Source organism: Bacteroides sp. 14(A) (assembly GCF_000526555.1).
Classification (GTDB): Bacteria; Bacteroidota; Bacteroidia; order Bacteroidales; family Bacteroidaceae; genus Bacteroides; species Bacteroides cellulosilyticus.
Map to the genome: position 1 here is coordinate 1,871,513 of NZ_JAGH01000002.1, position 16,961 is coordinate 1,888,473.

The 16,961-nt window shown below is 54.3% G+C and carries 20 protein-coding genes; all 20 read left to right on the top strand.

Translation table 11 applies throughout. From position 1 onward, the window contains the following. Positions 1-6 precede the first annotated feature (6 nt). The 20 genes from K429_RS0114410 (at position 7) to K429_RS0114510 (ending at position 16,960) form a co-directional block, all read left to right on the top strand. Positions 7-894, top strand: coding sequence for a toprim domain-containing protein (locus K429_RS0114410; RefSeq protein WP_026367322.1), 888 nt, complete (start codon positions 7-9; stop codon positions 892-894). 249 nt (positions 895-1,143) lie between these two features. After that, entirely contained in the window at positions 1,144-1,596 is a 453-nt protein-coding gene (locus K429_RS0114420; protein WP_026367323.1) for a hypothetical protein, read from the top strand. Between the two features lies 1 nt (position 1,597). After that, entirely contained in the window at positions 1,598-1,921 is a 324-nt protein-coding gene (locus K429_RS0114425; RefSeq protein WP_026367324.1) for a DUF4134 domain-containing protein, read from the top strand. A 57-nt stretch (positions 1,922-1,978) separates the two neighbouring features. Continuing rightward, complete coding sequence (locus K429_RS0114430; protein WP_026367325.1) at positions 1,979-2,353, top strand: DUF4134 domain-containing protein; 375 nt, start codon at positions 1,979-1,981, stop codon at positions 2,351-2,353. Between the two features lie 12 nt (positions 2,354-2,365). Next, on the top strand, positions 2,366-2,662 hold the full coding sequence (locus K429_RS0114435; protein ID WP_026367326.1) for a DUF4133 domain-containing protein: 297 nt from the start codon (positions 2,366-2,368) through the stop codon (positions 2,660-2,662). A gap of 112 nt (positions 2,663-2,774) precedes the next feature. Beyond that, the gene (locus K429_RS0114440; protein ID WP_026367327.1) at positions 2,775-5,489 is read left to right on the top strand and encodes a conjugal transfer protein TraG; all 2,715 of its coding nucleotides are present in this window, start codon (positions 2,775-2,777) and stop codon (positions 5,487-5,489) included. A gap of 14 nt (positions 5,490-5,503) precedes the next feature. Further along, positions 5,504-5,902: a DNA-directed RNA polymerase subunit alpha C-terminal domain-containing protein gene (locus K429_RS28725; protein WP_044096674.1), complete on the top strand. Its 399-nt coding sequence runs from the start codon at positions 5,504-5,506 to the stop codon at positions 5,900-5,902. 45 nt (positions 5,903-5,947) lie between these two features. Then, positions 5,948-8,479 (top strand): hypothetical protein, encoded by a 2,532-nt coding sequence (locus tag K429_RS0114450; protein WP_026367328.1) that lies wholly within the window; start codon positions 5,948-5,950, stop codon positions 8,477-8,479. Further along, positions 8,476-9,201 carry a hypothetical protein gene (locus K429_RS0114455; protein WP_026367329.1) on the top strand — a complete coding sequence of 242 codons (726 nt, stop codon included), beginning with the start codon at positions 8,476-8,478 and terminating at the stop codon, positions 9,199-9,201. Before K429_RS0114450 ends, K429_RS0114455 begins: the two co-directional genes overlap by 4 nt. Before the next feature lie 19 nt (positions 9,202-9,220). Then, complete coding sequence (locus K429_RS0114460; protein ID WP_026367330.1) at positions 9,221-9,988, top strand: DUF5045 domain-containing protein; 768 nt, start codon at positions 9,221-9,223, stop codon at positions 9,986-9,988. A gap of 12 nt (positions 9,989-10,000) precedes the next feature. Beyond that, positions 10,001-11,134: a membrane protein gene (locus tag K429_RS0114465; protein ID WP_026367331.1), complete on the top strand. Its 1,134-nt coding sequence runs from the start codon at positions 10,001-10,003 to the stop codon at positions 11,132-11,134. 25 nt (positions 11,135-11,159) lie between these two features. Next, positions 11,160-11,579 carry a hypothetical protein gene (locus K429_RS0114470; RefSeq protein ID WP_026367332.1) on the top strand — a complete coding sequence of 140 codons (420 nt, stop codon included), beginning with the start codon at positions 11,160-11,162 and terminating at the stop codon, positions 11,577-11,579. Next, positions 11,561-12,175: a conjugative transposon protein TraK gene (gene traK, locus K429_RS0114475; RefSeq protein ID WP_026367333.1), complete on the top strand. Its 615-nt coding sequence runs from the start codon at positions 11,561-11,563 to the stop codon at positions 12,173-12,175. The genes K429_RS0114470 and traK overlap by 19 nt, the downstream gene beginning before the upstream one ends. 12 nt (positions 12,176-12,187) lie before the next feature. Further along, entirely contained in the window at positions 12,188-12,562 is a 375-nt protein-coding gene (locus K429_RS0114480) for a hypothetical protein (RefSeq protein ID WP_026367334.1), read from the top strand. A gap of 12 nt (positions 12,563-12,574) precedes the next feature. Next, on the top strand, positions 12,575-13,714 hold the full coding sequence (traM, locus tag K429_RS0114485; RefSeq protein WP_026367335.1) for a conjugative transposon protein TraM: 1,140 nt from the start codon (positions 12,575-12,577) through the stop codon (positions 13,712-13,714). Positions 13,715-13,726: 12 nt separating this feature from the next. Then, positions 13,727-14,080, top strand: coding sequence for a hypothetical protein (locus tag K429_RS0114490; protein WP_026367336.1), 354 nt, complete (start codon positions 13,727-13,729; stop codon positions 14,078-14,080). Continuing rightward, complete coding sequence (locus K429_RS0114495) at positions 14,077-14,853, top strand: site-specific DNA-methyltransferase (RefSeq protein WP_026367337.1); 777 nt, start codon at positions 14,077-14,079, stop codon at positions 14,851-14,853. The genes K429_RS0114490 and K429_RS0114495 overlap by 4 nt, the downstream gene beginning before the upstream one ends. A 43-nt stretch (positions 14,854-14,896) precedes the next feature. After that, entirely contained in the window at positions 14,897-15,748 is an 852-nt protein-coding gene (gene traN, locus K429_RS0114500) for a conjugative transposon protein TraN (RefSeq protein ID WP_044096836.1), read from the top strand. Beyond that, positions 15,745-16,269 carry a hypothetical protein gene (locus K429_RS0114505; RefSeq protein WP_026367339.1) on the top strand — a complete coding sequence of 175 codons (525 nt, stop codon included), beginning with the start codon at positions 15,745-15,747 and terminating at the stop codon, positions 16,267-16,269. The genes traN and K429_RS0114505 overlap by 4 nt, the downstream gene beginning before the upstream one ends. 34 nt (positions 16,270-16,303) lie before the next feature. After that, complete coding sequence (locus tag K429_RS0114510) at positions 16,304-16,960, top strand: DUF1566 domain-containing protein (RefSeq protein ID WP_026367340.1); 657 nt, start codon at positions 16,304-16,306, stop codon at positions 16,958-16,960. The last annotated feature ends 1 nt before the right edge of the window (position 16,961 follow it).

Consider the following 16,961-nt stretch of genomic DNA (forward strand, 5'->3'; position numbering starts at 1 on the left):
ACAGACATGACCATAGCAGAAGCAAAACAGGTGCGTATCGTGGATTTTCTGGCACAGCTCGGATACCGTGCGCAATATGTGAAATCGGATCAGTACTGGTATCTCTCGCCGTTGCGTGCGGAGCGTACCCCGTCGTTCAAGGTAAACGACCGGCTGAACGAATGGTATGACTTCGCCGAGGCGACGGGCGGCGACCTCGTGGAACTGTGCAAACACCTTTGCGAAACGGAGAACGTGAGTGCGGCCCTGTCGTATATCGAGCGGCACGCCGGCAGCGTGTCATTGCCGAGAGTCCGTGTGCCGGCCGCACCTCCCCGACCGGTAGAGGCGGATATGAAAGATTTGGTTATCGTGCCGCTGCGACATCATGCGCTGCTCTCGTATCTCCATTCGCGGATGATCGATGCGGACATCGGGCGGATGTTCTGCAAGGAGGTGCATTACGAGTTACGCCAACGACGCTATTTCGCGCTGGCTTTCGGCAATATCTCCGGCGGCTATGAGGTGCGCAACGCCTATTACAAAGGGTGCATCAACGGCAAGGACATCTCTCTGATACCACAATCGCGCAGTGGGGTGCAAAACCGCGTTTGCGTGTTCGAGGGATTCATGGACTTCCTTTCATATATGACACTGAAACAGGCGGGCGACGATACCGTCTGTATCGACGCACCCTGCGACCACCTTGTGATGAACTCGGTCAGCAACCTGAAAAAGACATTGGCACACCTGCAAAGATATGCGTATATCCACTGTTACCTCGACAACGACCTTGCCGGGCAGAAGACCGTAGAAACCATCGCCGGGATGTATGACCGATGCGTCAACGACGAAGCCGGCCGCTATGCCGGGTACAAAGACTTGAACGACTACCTGCGCGGCAAGACACGCTGACGTATCCGCCCGACTGTCGTTCACCCCTGAAAGCTCTCCGAAAAAGGAGGGCTTTTTTTATGTCTTTATCTCTCCTTTCCCTCTTCTAAAATCATGTTGGAATATGATTTTAGAATATGATTTTGCGATTTTGAGAAAATCTTATCCGAAAATATACTGTTTTATAATCAATAATTTCCGCTTTTAATTTCTACGCCTTTATTTTGCAAATCATATTTCAGATTCAAATATAATATTACACATAAAGATATGAAATCATATTTCATTTTTATCATTGTATTGACGGTCGCCTACATTGTCTATTACGCAGTCGTCATCGTGCAGGACCTCTATGGTAAAAAGGAAACCGGCAAGACAGACGAGGAAGTCTTCGACCTCGGTGCACCGGAAGAGGAAGAAAGTGTGGCTGTGACGGAGAGCGACACGGGATTCAACGTCGGGAACGAGCAGTACGAAACGGATGTCGCTCCCATCGTTTCGCCCGCGACACCGGAAACGACGGGCGCGGCAACCCACGGCGAGGCCGGCATGGCGGAGAAACTGGCCCGACTGAAAGCCAAGGCGGAAGAACAGATGGAAGAAACGGTGCCCTACCTGTCGGACGCATACACGACAGATGAACTGTACAAAGCCATGATTGCCAGAGGCAAGACGGACAACCGCCCGGAACTGGAGTGGAAACCCCTCAAAGACCATTTGTAGAATGTCGAAAGCGAGAAAAATATTATGTGCACTGTGTCTCGTCCCTTACGCGGCGCTGGCCAAGAGCGGCGGCGTGAATTACAGTTGGGGTGCGGATGCGCTGGCCACGATGCACGACTTTGTGGTGACAATGATGCTGTATGTGCTATACATCTGCTACGCTGTCGCCTCGGTTTTCGTCATCGTGTCCGCGCTCCAGATCTACATCAAGATGAACACAGGCGAGGACGGCGTGGTGAAATCCATCGTGTCGCTTGTCGGCGCGTGCCTTTTCATCATCGGAGCCTCGATTGTGTTCCCCGCCTTTTTCGGCTACCGCATATAAGCGGTCGGCAGGACTGTAAAACAATTCAAAATAAAGTATCACTTAAAAAAGACAAGTATGTTTCAGAAAATCAAACGAATGTACCGTAAGGCAAAGGGATTTGCCAAAAATGTTTCCACCCAAGTGAAAATGCTCGCCTTCATGCTGTTGGCGGGTACGCCGGCTATGGCGCAGAGCACGGCGGGCGACTACTCCGCAGGAACGAGCGCACTTTCGAGCGTGGCCGAGGAGATCGTGAAGTATGTGCCTATCATGGTAAAGCTCTGTTACGCCATCGCGGGTGTCGTGGCTATCGTGGGCGCCATCTCGGTGTATATCGCCATGAACAACGAGGAGCAGGACGTCAAGAAGAAGATCATGATGGTGGTGGGCGCATGTATTTTCCTCATTGCAGCAGCCCAGGCACTGCCTCTCTTTTTCGGCATTTCGTAAATCCGCTGTACGATGAAAGGCAAGGACGAACGCTATCCGGATTATCCGTTGTTCAAGGGGCTGCAACGCCCGCTTGAAATGATGGGGCTGCAAGGCCGCTACATTTATTGGGCGGGCGGTGCGGCTGGCGGGGCCATTGTCGGCTTCATCATCGCCTACTGTCTGCTGGGGTTCGTGGCCGGGCTGGTTGTATTGGCGGCCGTCTTGTCCACAGGCATCGTGCTCATCATCCTCAAGCAGCAGAAAGGGTTGCACAGCAAGAAAAATGACCGGGGCGTGTATGTGTATGCGTACTCGCGTAAGGTCTGACAAAGAGAAACCATCACGGCAATGTGTTGTGTGGCTAATTGATTGTTGAACGCGGGCGGGTCCGCCTCCAGCCGAGGCGTGCCTGCCCTTATTTAATCGAACGAATATTGAAATGAGCCTATACGTCATTTTATTTTTCATTGCCCTGTGCGCAGGCATGGCCTTGTCTGTCTATGCGTTCGGCACGGGCGGCAAGCGCAAGCGCATCTTTCAGGACATTTACTTCTCGGTGGAAGATACGGAGGGCGTGGGCGTGCTGTACACCAAGACGGGAGAATACTCCGCCATACTGAAAATCGGGAATCCGGTGCAGAAGTATTCTGCCGACATCGACAGTTATTACGGGTTCACGAACCTGTTCTCCGCCCTCGCGCTGACACTGGGCGAAGGGTACGCCATCCACAAGCAGGATGTTTTCGTGAGAAAGCAGTTCGCAAACGAGGAGGACAGCGATCAGGAATTCCTCTCGGCATCGTATTTCCGCTATTTCAAGGGACGTCCGTACACGGACAGCTTTTGCTACCTGACCATCACGCAGGAAGCGAAGAAGAGCCGCCTGTTCTCTTACGACAGCAAGAAGTGGCGCGATTTCCTCGTGAAGATCCGCAAGGTGCACGACCAGTTGCGCGACGGCGGTGTGCGGGTGAGATTCCTGAACAAGACGGAGGCGAGCGAGTATGTAGACCGCTATTTCGCGATGAACTTCAAAGACCGCATCGTCTCGATGACGAATTTCAAAGCGGACGACGAAACGGTGTCGATGGGCGACAAACGCTGCAAGGTGTACAGTCTCGTGGACGTGGACTGCGCCGCGTTGCCCTCGCTGATACGCCCTTACACGAATATTGAGGTGAACAACACGGAAATGCCGGTGGACCTCGTATCGGTCATAGACAGCATACCGAACGCCGAGACGGTGGTGTACAACCAGATTATCTTCCTGCCCAGTCAAAAACGGGAACTCTCGCTGCTCGACAAGAAGAAGAACCGGCACGCCAGCGTCCCGAACCCGAGCAACCAGATGGCCGTCGAGGACATCAAGCGGGTACAGGACGTGATCGCCCGCGAGAGCAGGCAACTGGTGTACATGCACTTCAACATGGTGGTGGGCGTGCCTGCCGATACGGATTTGCAGAAATGCACCAACCACCTCGAAAATGCCTTCGGGCGCATGGGTATCCACATCAGCAAGCGGGCGTACAACCAGCTGGAACTGTTCGTGAGTTCATTTCCGGGCAACTGCTACAGCCTGAACGAGGAATACGACCGTTTCCTGACCCTATCGGATGCGGCGGTGTGCCTGATGTACAAGGAACGGGTGCAGCACAGCGAGGATACGCCGCTGAAGATTTACTACACCGACCGGCAAGGTGTGCCTGTGGCTATCGACATCACGGGAAAAGAGGGAAAGATGAAATTCTCTGATAATTCGAATTTTTTCTGTCTCGGGCCCTCGGGCTCGGGCAAGAGTTTTCATATGAACTCCGTCGTGCGCCAGTTGCACGAACAGGGAACGGATGTGGTGATGGTCGATACGGGTAACTCCTACGAGGGACTGTGCGAGTATTTCGGTGGCAAGTATATCAGCTACACCGAGGAGAAACCCATCACGATGAACCCGTTCCGTATCCACAGGGAAGAGATGAACGTGGAAAAAACGGGCTTCCTGAAGAATCTTATCCTGCTGATCTGGAAAGGGACGCAGGGCACGGTCAGCAAGACGGAGGACCGCCTGATTGAACACGTCATTACGGAATACTATGACGCCTATTTCAACGGTTTCGACGGCTTCACACCCCAGCAACGTGAGGACTTGCGCAAGAGCCTCGTTATAGACGACCGCAACAGCTGCGAGAGTCGGAACGAGAACGAACGGGAAAGCGCCGCCCGCATCGAGGGTATCATCGACGATATAGAATGCAGGCGCAAGGAGCTGAAGGTGGAGGAACTGTCGTTCAATTCCTTCTACGAATACTCCGTGCAGCGCATCCCCGACATCTGCGAGGAGAACCATATCACGGGTATCGACCTCTCGACGTACCGGTATATGATGAAGGACTTCTACCGGGGCGGTAACCACGAAAAGACACTGAACGAGAACATGGACAGCTCGCTGTTCGACGAGACGTTCGTGGTCTTCGAAATCGACAGTATAAAAGATGACCCGCTGCTTTTTCCGCTGGTCACACTGATTATCATGGATGTTTTCCTGCAGAAAATGCGCATTAAAAAGAACCGCAAGGTCTTGGTCATCGAGGAAGCATGGAAGGCCATCGCCAGCCCGCTGATGGCGGAGTACATCAAATTTATGTACAAAACCGCCCGTAAGTTCTGGGCTTCGGTGGGCGTGGTGACGCAGGAGATACAGGACATCATCGGCAGCGAAATCGTCAAGGAGGCCATCATCAACAACTCGGACGTGGTGATGCTGCTCGACCAGAGCAAGTTCAAGGAGCGTTTCGACACCATCAAGGCGATTCTCGGCCTGACGGACGTGGACTGCAAGAAGATATTCACGATCAACCGCCTCGAAAACAAGGAGGGACGCAGCTTCTTCCGGGAGGTCTTCATCCGCCGGGGGACGACCAGTGGCGTGTACGGTGTGGAAGAGCCGCGAGAGTGCTACATGACCTACACGACCGAGCGGGCGGAGAAAGAGGCCCTGAAACTGTACAAGCGGGAACTGGGGTGCAGCCACCAAGAGGCTATCGAGGCGTACTGCCGGGACTGGAACGCCAGCGGTATCGGCAAGTCGCTGCCGTTCGCGCAGAAGGTCAACGAGGCGGGACGGGTACTCAACCTGAAACCGGATAACAAAAACAAATAATCAATCAAAAGACAATGGCAAAGATAGACATCAACCAAAGCGTGGAAACGCTTGATTTCGGGCGTAAATACGACACCCGCATCCAACGTATATGTCGTGAGTTCAGAATCACAACCATCCGGGACTTGTGTCAATGGCCCGGAAGAGATTTGATGAAAGTACACGATATGGGTGAAAAAAGTATCGAGGAAATAGAGGCTGTTTTAGGAAAATACGATCTCCGGCTGGGTATGCTCGGTGAAGAGCTGGACGAATATGCCGGTACCGGCAATTCCAAGCAGGAAGAGGCCGAGGCGGCTCTATGGGAACAACGGAGATACGAGATAGCCAAGGAGATGTTCGTGAAGCACCGTATGCTGGCAGTAGCTGCCGTAAACGAGGCTGACGAACTGATACGCGCATTGAGACGATGAATATTGCACGATTGACAATCACCTGTTTTTAATCAGTAAAGAATCATGAAACGGCTATCTATCCTCCTGGTTATCCTGTCGCTTGCCCTCACGCAGCACGTTCATGCGCAGTATTACAGCGTGAACTACGACGCACATACCGTGGCGGCGATGGCCGTTGCGTTCGGTACGGAGGTCGTGGCCGAGAGCTACTACCGTGAGCAGGTAGACGACATCCTGAAACATTATACGGCGGCGGAGGTGGCGACGGCGGGAATATTCGCCTCCAAATTCTTGGAGCATAAAGCCCTGTCCGACCTCGGCGTCTGGTGCAGCAGCACGGAGAATTACTATTACCGCCGCATCTACCGCATGGTGGCGGAAAAGATTATGCCGAAGATATGGGTGGTGGCGAAGCTGATGCTCCGCTCGCCGCAGACGGCCATCTACTGGGGCAGCTACCTGATGAAGGTGTGCGACGACACGAAGAGCCTGTGTATGCAGTTCGAGAGTATCGTGACGAACAGCACGCTGACCTTTTCGGACATCGCCTTTCTGGAAATCAACAGGGATGTCGCTTCCCTGTTGAGCCTCTCGGAACTGGGCGGCATCGACTGGCAACGGATGATGGACAACCTCGCCCGTGTGCCGGGCAACTTCACAAAAGAGCACCTGAAAGGCGACCTCGACAACTTCTACAACATGGGCGTGGGACTGGCGACGTCGGGTATCGAGAATCTCGGCGACGCCCTGCTGCAAACCAGCTCGTTCCATAACCTGCTGGGCGGCAAGATCGAAGAGATAGGCAACCTGTACGACCACTACGGTGCACTCTTCGAACAGGCCGAATACGGCATGGGCGACCTGCTGCTCGGCATGGTGGGCGGCGAGGAGAATGTGGCCGGGCTGTTCGACTTCGGCAACTACGATCTCACGGCATGGATGACGGACTATCTGGACGAAGCGATGGGAAACTATTACACGCAGCGGTGGTACATCGCACGGCGCGAGCAGGGAAGCGTCCCGCTGTGCGACTATTATCCGCCGACGGACGACAACAGCGTCCTGAACGGCAGCGCGTGGACACGTTTCAGCACCAGCGATCCGGCCTTCTACCCCAGCGCCTCGCAGCGTGAGCAGGTGCTCGCCAACTCGGAAGCCCATGCAGGGTGGTCGAGAAGCCGGGTGCAGCAGCTCAACAACAGCAACGACGGCTATACTTACAGTATCAACTACTGGATGCAGGGTTACATCATCAGCCGGGGCGGTAAGCAGACGAAGAAGGCATACGCCTATGAGATACACGTTACAAAGAGCTGGAACTGGACGGAGGTCATCTACGAGGACATCTTCGATTCTTATTCGATGGACCTGAACACGTTCCGTGCGCAACTGAATGCCCGCCTCTCGGAGTTCAACGACAACGAGGAGGGATACGTCTATTACATCGCTTCCGATGCACGGAACTACTATCAGGCGACCAATGCAGCGAAACTGCAAGGCTGCGAGAGCGTGACCATCAGCGTAACCTGCTCGGACGGTGCGACACTGGGGCAAGGCTCGACACAATATAAATGCCGCAAATGCGGCAGTTCGCTGAACGCCCACTCGAAAGAGTGCGTCATGCAGACCTCGGTAACGGAGAATGAGCTGGACTTCTCGGAACTGGACGCGCTGATACGGGAGGCGGACAGTCAGGTCGCCGTCCTTCAATCACAAATCAGTGCCTTGGAACGGGAGAATGCCGACCTGCTGAAAAAGATTGCGGAGGCGAGCGTGGAAGATGCGGCGGCCTACCGCCAGCAGTACAACGCCAACCGGACACGGCTCGACGAACTGGAAAGCGAGCTTGCCGAGTGGCAGAAGAAACAACAGGAGTACGCGGACGCAAAGCAGGAGGCGGCAGGCGACAACGACGTGCCGACGGACGACTATTACCGTCTGCCTGCCATTATGCAGGATTGCAAATCAGCCTACAACCTGACGTGGCAGGACGGCGGCGCATGGAACGGTTACACGTTCGTCCGTAAGGCGACCATGCCGAATATCAACGGCGTTATCACGTTCAGCGCAACCATTTCCATCGCGCGGAAACCGAAGTATTTCCTCGGCATCAAGATACACCGCGCCATCATCCAGATCAGTTGGGAACTGACCACAGAATACACCGACACGCATGTGGCCGATGTGCTGACACTCGACCCGGGCCTTTCGGATGCAGAAAAGACGAAAATGGTAAACGACCGTATCGCGGAAATCGCACGGGAGTACCCCTCCTGCAAGATCACTACGGAGTATGCCCGCAGCGCACCGATGGAGGAAACGTCGGGCGGCGACGTGTACCACCTGCTGTGGTCGAGCGACCGCCTCGAAATCGCAAGGGAGGTGGATTCGCGTATCACGAAGATATATGCCGACCTCGTGTCGTTGGAGAAGATGATGCACTATAAACGGAGTATCATCGACGTGCTGAAGGATGTATTGCCCGAACTGGATGCGGACGAAGGACGCAGGCTGACACTTGTGGAAGAGTGCCATGACCGGTGGATAGAGAATGCGCGGACTTCGCGAAACGGCGGAAAGGAGGTGCAGCCATGAGACGTGCCTTATTGATTGCCGTCGTGCTGCTGGCACTGTTGCCCGACATAGCCCGGGCGCAGTGGACATTCGACATCGTGTCGGTGGAAGCCTATATCAACGACCACAAGAAACAACGCAGCCTGCTGCTGGCCCGCAGCACGCTGGAATACAGCAACAAACTGCTGCACGAGTACAGCCGTGAGGAGGTCGGAGAATATAAGGAGCTGAACGTGGACCTGGACAGGTACACCCGTGCATTCGATGTGATTGACGTGATGTACCAGTCGTTACGCACTGCCCTGAACGTGAAGAGCACCTATAATTCGGTAAGTGACCGTATCGGCGACTACAAGGAACTGCTGGAGGATTTTCACGGGAAAGTCCTGAAACGGGGACGCATCGAGCCGTCGGACGCACTGATACTGACCATCAACGAAAAGGCGATACGCGATATCGCCGACGCGGGGGAACATCTTTACAAATCGATGAGCGACCTCGTGCTGTACGCCACGGGGGCGGCGGCCTGCTCGACCAGCGACCTGCTGATGGTATTGGAGTCCATCAACCAGTCTTTGGATGACATCGAGCGGCACCTGAACCGGGCGTATATCGAAACGTGGCGATATATACAGGTACGCATCGGCTACTGGAAATCGAAGATTTACCGTGAACGCACCAAGCGCGAGATCATAGACGGGGCTTTCGGACGGTGGCGCGGTGCAGGACGATTGGATTATTAACGATAAAAGGGAAAAGAATATGAACAGAAAACTATTACTCATGGCCGTTACGATGATTGCAACGACGGCGGCGCAGGCGCAGTATGTGACCTATAACCACGATTCACCGAAGCAGAACCAGATTACGGTGATGGAAACCGGCACGGGGGCACTCTCGCCCGAACTTTATTATACGCTGTTGCACAACAGCTACAAGAAGTCGGCGGCGGCGAAAAACAAGCTGTCGTTCCGCACGCTGGCGGGCATCAACCTCTATAACCAGACGGACGAAGCGGAAGACATCGACTCGGCACTGGTGAGCCGTGCGAAGATCGAGGCCCTGAACATGGCCGACCGGCAGATAGACCTTGCGTGGCTTGCCGAGAGCGATAAAGTGAACGGACAGATGGAACGCCTGCAACGGAACATCGACCGCATACTTCTTGCCGGGGGTACGCCCGACGACAAGGAGCGTTGGACGGAATATTACCGGATGTACCAGTGTGCCATCGACGCGACGAAAGATGCCTATATGCCGAACGCCCAACGCAAGAAGGAGTATCTGCGCATTTATGAGGATGTAACGCGACAGAACGAGATTCTGGTCGGCTACCTTGCCCGGCGGCAGAACGCCACGGTAACGAGTGCACTGCTGAATGCTACCGACAACCGTAACCTGAACAAGGGAAGCATTGTCCGTGAGGCGGTAAACAGGTGGAACGAATCGCGTTTCACTGTGCGCGGATCGCAGTCCGGCGGTAGCGAGGATGGCGGAGAGGGAGATGAAACGGTGAACAGGGGGAACTAAAAAAAATCGCATATGGCAGACGGAAATATACTCTCGGATTTCGGCATCAACATCCTCGAAGAGGAGATCGACGATGTGATTTTTCAGACGAACGAGTTTCTGACGGACGCGACTTTCACCGGTTCGCAGGGGCCGTTCTGGTGGATACTGCAAATGTGTATGGCACTCGCTGCCCTGTTCGCCATCGTGATGGCGGCAGGCATGGCGTATAAGATGATGGTCAAGCACGAGCCGCTGGACGTGATGAAACTGTTCCGCCCTTTGGCTATCTCCATCATCCTTTGTTGGTGGTATCCGCCGGCCGATACGGGTATGGCGGGTAGCGGAAGCAACTGGTGTGTCCTCGACTTCCTCTCCTACATACCGAACTGTATCGGCTCGTACACGCACGACCTCTATGAGGCCGAAGCCACCCAGATAGCGGATAAGTTCGAGGAGGTGCAACAGCTTATCCATGTACGCGACACGATGTACAACAGCCTGCAAGCGCAGGCGGACGTCGCCCACACGGGTACATCCGACCCGAACCTGATCGAGGCGACCATGGAGCAGACCGGCGTAGATGAAGTAACAAACATGGAGAAGGACGCGGCGGAATTGTGGTTTACCTCGCTGACAGCAGGTGTTGTCGTGGGGATAGACAAAATCATCATGCTGATTGCGTTGATAGTGTTCCGAATCGGTTGGTGGGCTACCATCTACTGCCAGCAAATCCTACTGGGAATGCTGACAGTGTTTGGACCGATACAGTGGGCTTTCAGTCTGCTGCCCAAGTGGGAAGGCGCATGGGCGAAATGGCTTACGAGGTATCTGACGGTGCATTTCTACGGAGCAATGCTCTACTTCGTAGGCTTTTATGTGCTGCTACTTTTTGACATCGTTTTGTGCATCCAGGTGGAGAACCTGACGGCAATTACGGCGAGCGAACAGACGATGGCGGCCTACCTGCAGAACTCGTTCTTCTCGGCAGGCTACCTGATGGCGGCAAGTATCGTAGCCCTGAAATGCCTGAACCTCGTGCCCGACCTTGCGGCATGGATGATTCCTGAAGGCGACACGGCTTTCTCCACCCGAAATTTCGGCGAGGGTGTGGCGCAACAGGCCAAGATGACGGCGACGGGCGGTATCGGGTCCATGATGAGATAATAATCATACTAAATAATTCAAAAAAATGAATGTACAAAGGAAAATTGAAAAATGGTGCAGGGACGAACGCTTCGTGCGCTATGTAAGCAAACGCACGAATGAGGAGTTCTGCAAGGTGCGGGAAAGCAATTGGTTCGATCCGGGATATGAGGAACTGGACGAAGCCTTCGAACGTGACGACCGGTATATCGAACCATTGGCGACTTACCTTACCTACCGCTTGCAGGTCGCCAAATTGCAGAAAGACGCCAAGAAACGCAGGTGCGGCATTTGGTGGGTGTTCGTGCAGGTTAGTATGCAAGGACACTACACACAGATCTTTTCCGGAGAGTTCGAAAAGCTCCAGACGGAACTGGTGGAAACAATCATGCCGATGCTGCATGACGAGTATATGCAGAAGTTGAACAAAAAAAACTGTAAGGGCACATGGTCATCAAACATTTAGAGAACAAGATCAAGCTGGTGGGCATTATCTGCACCGCCTTTCTCGTGGGGTGCGTCATCATCAGCGTGTCGAGTATCTGGACGGCGCGGACGATGGTCGTGGATGCCCAGAAGAAGGTGTACGTGCTGGACGGCAACGTACCCATACTGGTGAACCGGACAACGATGGACGAGACATTGGACGTGGAAGCCAAAAGTCATGTAGAGATGTTCCACCACTACTTCTTCACCCTTGCGCCGGACGACAAATACATCCGCTACACGATGGAGAAAGCGATGTACCTGGTAGATGAAACGGGGCTGGCGCAGTACAATACTCTGAAGGAAAGAGGATTCTATTCCAACATCTTGGGTACGAGCGCGGTGTTCTCCATCTTTTGCGACAGTATCGCTTTTGACAAGAAAAGCATGGAGTTCACGTATTACGGGCGGCAGCGCATTGAACGCCGGAGCAACATCCTGACACGCGAACTGGTTACGGAGGGACAACTCAAACGTGTGCCACGAACGGACAACAACCCGCACGGGCTGCTCATCGTGAACTGGCGCACGCTGTTGAACAAAGACATCGAGCAAAAAACGAAAAGCAACTATTAAATCATCAAGAATATGAATATCAAAGGATTCAGGCGGATGCTGTTCGGTGAGAAGATGCCGGACAAGAACGATCCGCAATACAAGGAACGCTACGAACGTGATGTGGAGGCCGGACGCAAGTTTGCCAAGGCGACGCGCATCGACAAAATGGCGGCCAAAGTGCAGGGCTTCGCCAACGCGCACCGGACGATGTTTCTGGTACTCGTCTTCACCTTCGTCATCGGGGTATTCGCATGGAACGTCTACCGCTTGGTGGCAGTGTACCGGCACAGCCCTACACACCGCACTGCAACGGAGATGCAGGATTCGGTGCTGCGGCAGCGGCACAAGCTGCTGCAGGAGGGCGAAATGAGGGAGAATAAGAACAAGGAGTACGAACCGCAGTAAAACAGATGTGCTATGAAGATATTAGAGAAAATCAATTTCCGCCAGCCGAAGTATATGCTTCCTGCCATCCTTTATTTTCCCTTGCTCGGCGCATCCTATTTCATCTTCGATCTGTTTCACACGGACACGATGGAGATACAGGACAAGACGTTGCAGACAACGGAGTTTCTGAACCCCGAACTGCCGGGGGCTCAAATCAAGAACGACGGTATAGGAAGCAAGTACGAGAACATGGCGAAAGCATGGGGTAAGATACAGGATTACTCCGCAGTGGATAACATAGAACGGGAAGAACCCGACAACAACAGAGAAGAGTATGAATCGCAATACACGCAGGACGACATCGCCCTGCTCGACGAACAGCAGCAGGAAAAAGCTGCGGCAGCGGAAATTGCCAATGCCAAAAAGAGAGAGCAGGAAGCCCTCGCGGAACTGGAAAAAGCACTCGCCGAAGCGAGGTTGAGAGGACAGAACGCCGTGATGCCGGCAGATTCGGACACTGCCGCGAGGGTTCCGGCGCAGGACAGAGTGGCCGAGGGTGCGATTTCCGAAGAGAGCCGTTCGGTCAAAGTACCGTCCGCGGACGAACCGCCCAGCGAGGTGGTACGCAAGGTAAAGACGACCTCGGACTACTTCAACACACTGGCGAAAGATGCCCGTGAACCGAAGCTCATTCAAGCGATTATCGACGAGGACATCAAGGCGGTGGACGGCTCGCGTGTCCGGCTGCGCCTGCTCGACGACGTGGAGATAAACGAGTGCATCGTCAAGCGGGGCTCGTACCTGTACGCCACGGTGAGCGGTTTCTCGTCCGGGCGCGTGAAGGGCGACATCAGCAGCATCCTCGTGGATGACGAACTGGTAAAAGTCAGCCTCACGCTCTATGATACGGACGGCATGGAGGGGCTGTATGTTCCCAACAGCCAGTTCCGGGAAACGAGCAAGGATGTGGCCAGCGGTGCGATGTCGGGCAATATGAGCATGAGCACCGGGACTTACGGGAACAGCCTTGCCCAATGGGGAATGCAAGCGGTGAACAATGCCTACCAGAAGACGAGCAACGCCATCAGCAAGGCCATCAAGAAAAACAAGGTGAACCTGAAATACGGGACGTTCGTGTATCTGGTGAACGGCAGAGAAAAAAAGAATTAAAACCTCAATGGTATGGAAACAGATCTATCGAAATATCATAAAGGTACGGACGGCTTGTATTATGAGGATTACATAGCCCCCGATAAAGTCGAGACATTCACCGGCAAACTCGTGAGTACCGAATGGTGGCACCACGGAGGACGGTTCGCCCTGATATGTAATTTCCAGACAGAAGACGGGCGGAGGATCGCCTTGTTCGCTTTTCAAAAATACACCGGCTTTTACGGGCCAAGATACGGGGAGGTCAATTTCAAACATGTGGAAAAGAACACCCTTTGGGAGTGTGAAACCCAAATGACCCGGACGGGACGCTGTACCTGGGCAAGAGCCCGGCAGGTTAAAGAAGCAATAAGTGATACGTCATGATAGAAACGGATAACATCTACAACATGGATTGCCTTGAGGGTATGAACCAGATGGCGGATGGCAGCGTCGATGCCGTGATAGCGGACCTGCCCTATGGGGTGTTGAACCGCAGCAACCGGTCGGCGAACTGGGACAGGCAGATACCTCTCGAACCGTTGTGGGCGCAATTCCGGCGGATTACCAAGCCGAAAAGCCCCATCATACTATTCGGGCAGGGACTCTTTTCAGCGAGACTCATGTTGTACCAGCCCCAATTGTGGCGGTATAACCTCGTGTGGCAGAAAGACCGCGTGACAGGACATCTGAACGCCAACAGAATGCCTTTGCGCCAACATGAGGACATACTGGTGTTTTACAAGAAACAGCCGGTATATCATCCGCAGATGACGCCGTGCCCACCGGAACGAAGAAATCATGGACGACGCAAGACGGACGGCTTCACGAACCGCTGTTACGGAGAAATGAAACTGGCCCCGGTGCGTGTTGCCGACGACAAGTACCCGACCTCGGTCATTTTCGTACCCAAGGAGCATAAGACCGGAGCTTTCTACCACCCGACGCAGAAACCGGTGGCATTGGTCGAATACCTGATACGCACCTATACCAATGAAGGGGACATCGTCCTGGACAACTGTATCGGGTCGGGCACGACGGCTGTGGCCGCCATCCGCACGGGACGGCATTACATCGGCTTCGAGATCGAACAAGCCTATTGCGAGATAGCCGAGCGCCGGATTCGGGAAGAACTGGAACGCAGGAATGAAGCGAAATGAGGGAAAAGACAAAAACAAAATCAATAGTATCAACGATATGAATATGAACAAGAAAGGAATCGTAACGATATTTCTTCTGGCGGCAGGATTGCCGGGTGTGCGGAACGCACAGGCACAAACGACCTACGAGGAAATGGAACAACTGACGGTGAACGAACAGATAACGACCGTCATCACGGCATCGGAACCGGTGCGTTTCGTGGATATTTCCACCGACAAAGTGGCTGGCGACCAGCCTATCGACAACATCATCCGGCTGAAGCCCAAGGAGGCGGGACACGAGGACGGCGAAGTGCTCGCTGTCATCACCATCGTGACGGAACGCTACCGCACGCAATACGCGCTGATCTACACCACAAGGATGAAAGAGGCGGTAACGGACAAGGAAATCCTGCTGCAAGAGCGGGAGGCGTACAACAACCCGGCCGTGTCGATGTCCACCGCCGACATGACGCGCTTTGCCCGGCGTATCTGGAACTCGCCCGCGAAGGTCCGCAACGTGGCCACCAAAGCGCACCGCATGGTGATGCGCCTGAACAACATCTACTCGGTAGGCGACTACTTCTTTATCGACTTCTCCATCGAGAACAGGACGAACATCCGTTTCGAAATCGATGAGATACGGGTGAAGCTGGCGGACAAGAAGCTCTCCAAGGCGACCAACACGCAGACCATCGAACTGACACCCGCGCTGGTATTGGAGCGGGGAAAGACGTTCCGGCACGGCTACCGTAATGTGGTTGTCGTGAAGAAGCTGACTTTTCCCAACGGCAAGCTGCTGACCATCGAAATGACGGAAAAGCAGATAAGCGGTCGAAACATCAGCCTGAACATCGACTATGAGGACGTACTGGCGGCGGATTCGTTCAATGCGGATTTATTGGAGGAGGAATGAATATGGGAAAGACGATAAGAATCACCCTGCTGCTTGTGCTTGCCTGCACGGGCTTCGCCACCCATGTACACGCACAGCGTAACAGCGGGCGCCTCTCGCTCGGTGCGGGGCTGCTCTACAGAAACGGCATGGACATGACGCTCGCCTACGAACACGAGATGAACTACCGCCACGCATGGGAGTTCTTTGCCAACGGCTACCTGCAATGGGAGGAGTGTGCCTCATGCGGCCATATCTGTCCGGAATCCTTTTGGAGGAACTACCGCAGCTACGGCTTCGGTATAGCATACAAACCGTGTGTAGCGCGTGGACGCAACCACTACGGCAGTCTGCGCATCGGGGCTTCGGCAGGCAGCGACACGAAGAAGTTTCTCGGCGGCCTGCACTTCGGCTACGAGCATAACTATGTGCTGCGGTCGGGATGGACGTTGTACTGGCAGGTAAAGAGCGATATGATGATAAAGGGTGCGGACTTGTTGCGGACAGGTGTCGTGCTGGGAGTGAAACTGCCGATAAGGTAAGGAAATAACGAATCAAGATAAAGAAGAATAAACGATGATACGAAAGATACAATGGATCATAGTGGCGGCAACGGCAGTGCTGTGTGCCGCCTGCGATGCGCATATAGAGGTACCCGATACGGCGGTGCGTCCCGGCCATGTCCTCTGCGAGGATGGCGTGGCGTTGTCCTACGCGCAGTATGAACTATCGGGGAAACGGGCGATAGCCGTTGTCTTCGACACCCAGCGGCGTGACGGTACGGTGGGAAGCGGCTATGCGGTTTACCTGTGGGAGATTGCTCCGGAGGCGTTCGCCGACAGTCTCGGCATCGCGCAGGGCACATCGGCGGACATCACGGCATACGACGGGAATGCGAACACTTTCGCACTGTACGACACGAGGGAGACGGCCTCGCCGATGGCGGAAGCGGTCTTCGACCTGTGGCGGTACGGACAGAGTGCCTATGTGCCCTCGGTGGCGCAGATGCGCCTGCTGTATGCCATGCGCGAAGCGGTCAATCCCGTGATTGAACGGTGCGGCGGACAGCCGTTGCCGGATGAAGCCGACGACTGCTGGTACTGGACATCCACCGAGGTCGAAGGGCAGCAGACGGCAAAGGCATGGCTATACTCGTTGGGAAGCGGAGCCATGCAGGAGACACCCAAGATACAGGCGCACAAGGTGCGTCCCATTATAACCCTGAACGAATAAA

What these genes read in the sequence shown, in the direction of transcription:
- K429_RS0114410 (WP_026367322.1), top strand. Translation starts at nt 7, where the DNA reads ATGACCATAGCAGAAGCAAAACAGGTGCGTATCGTGGATTTTCTGGCA.
- K429_RS0114420 (WP_026367323.1), top strand. Translation starts at nt 1,144, where the DNA reads ATGAAATCATATTTCATTTTTATCATTGTATTGACGGTCGCCTACATT.
- K429_RS0114425 (WP_026367324.1), top strand. Translation starts at nt 1,598, where the DNA reads ATGTCGAAAGCGAGAAAAATATTATGTGCACTGTGTCTCGTCCCTTAC.
- K429_RS0114430 (WP_026367325.1), top strand. Translation starts at nt 1,979, where the DNA reads ATGTTTCAGAAAATCAAACGAATGTACCGTAAGGCAAAGGGATTTGCC.
- K429_RS0114435 (WP_026367326.1), top strand. Translation starts at nt 2,366, where the DNA reads ATGAAAGGCAAGGACGAACGCTATCCGGATTATCCGTTGTTCAAGGGG.
- K429_RS0114440 (WP_026367327.1), top strand. Translation starts at nt 2,775, where the DNA reads ATGAGCCTATACGTCATTTTATTTTTCATTGCCCTGTGCGCAGGCATG.
- K429_RS28725 (WP_044096674.1), top strand. Translation starts at nt 5,504, where the DNA reads ATGGCAAAGATAGACATCAACCAAAGCGTGGAAACGCTTGATTTCGGG.
- K429_RS0114450 (WP_026367328.1), top strand. Translation starts at nt 5,948, where the DNA reads ATGAAACGGCTATCTATCCTCCTGGTTATCCTGTCGCTTGCCCTCACG.
- K429_RS0114455 (WP_026367329.1), top strand. Translation starts at nt 8,476, where the DNA reads ATGAGACGTGCCTTATTGATTGCCGTCGTGCTGCTGGCACTGTTGCCC.
- K429_RS0114460 (WP_026367330.1), top strand. Translation starts at nt 9,221, where the DNA reads ATGAACAGAAAACTATTACTCATGGCCGTTACGATGATTGCAACGACG.
- K429_RS0114465 (WP_026367331.1), top strand. Translation starts at nt 10,001, where the DNA reads ATGGCAGACGGAAATATACTCTCGGATTTCGGCATCAACATCCTCGAA.
- K429_RS0114470 (WP_026367332.1), top strand. Translation starts at nt 11,160, where the DNA reads ATGAATGTACAAAGGAAAATTGAAAAATGGTGCAGGGACGAACGCTTC.
- traK (WP_026367333.1), top strand. Translation starts at nt 11,561, where the DNA reads ATGGTCATCAAACATTTAGAGAACAAGATCAAGCTGGTGGGCATTATC.
- K429_RS0114480 (WP_026367334.1), top strand. Translation starts at nt 12,188, where the DNA reads ATGAATATCAAAGGATTCAGGCGGATGCTGTTCGGTGAGAAGATGCCG.
- traM (WP_026367335.1), top strand. Translation starts at nt 12,575, where the DNA reads ATGAAGATATTAGAGAAAATCAATTTCCGCCAGCCGAAGTATATGCTT.
- K429_RS0114490 (WP_026367336.1), top strand. Translation starts at nt 13,727, where the DNA reads ATGGAAACAGATCTATCGAAATATCATAAAGGTACGGACGGCTTGTAT.
- K429_RS0114495 (WP_026367337.1), top strand. Translation starts at nt 14,077, where the DNA reads ATGATAGAAACGGATAACATCTACAACATGGATTGCCTTGAGGGTATG.
- traN (WP_044096836.1), top strand. Translation starts at nt 14,897, where the DNA reads ATGAACAAGAAAGGAATCGTAACGATATTTCTTCTGGCGGCAGGATTG.
- K429_RS0114505 (WP_026367339.1), top strand. Translation starts at nt 15,745, where the DNA reads ATGAATATGGGAAAGACGATAAGAATCACCCTGCTGCTTGTGCTTGCC.
- K429_RS0114510 (WP_026367340.1), top strand. Translation starts at nt 16,304, where the DNA reads ATGATACGAAAGATACAATGGATCATAGTGGCGGCAACGGCAGTGCTG.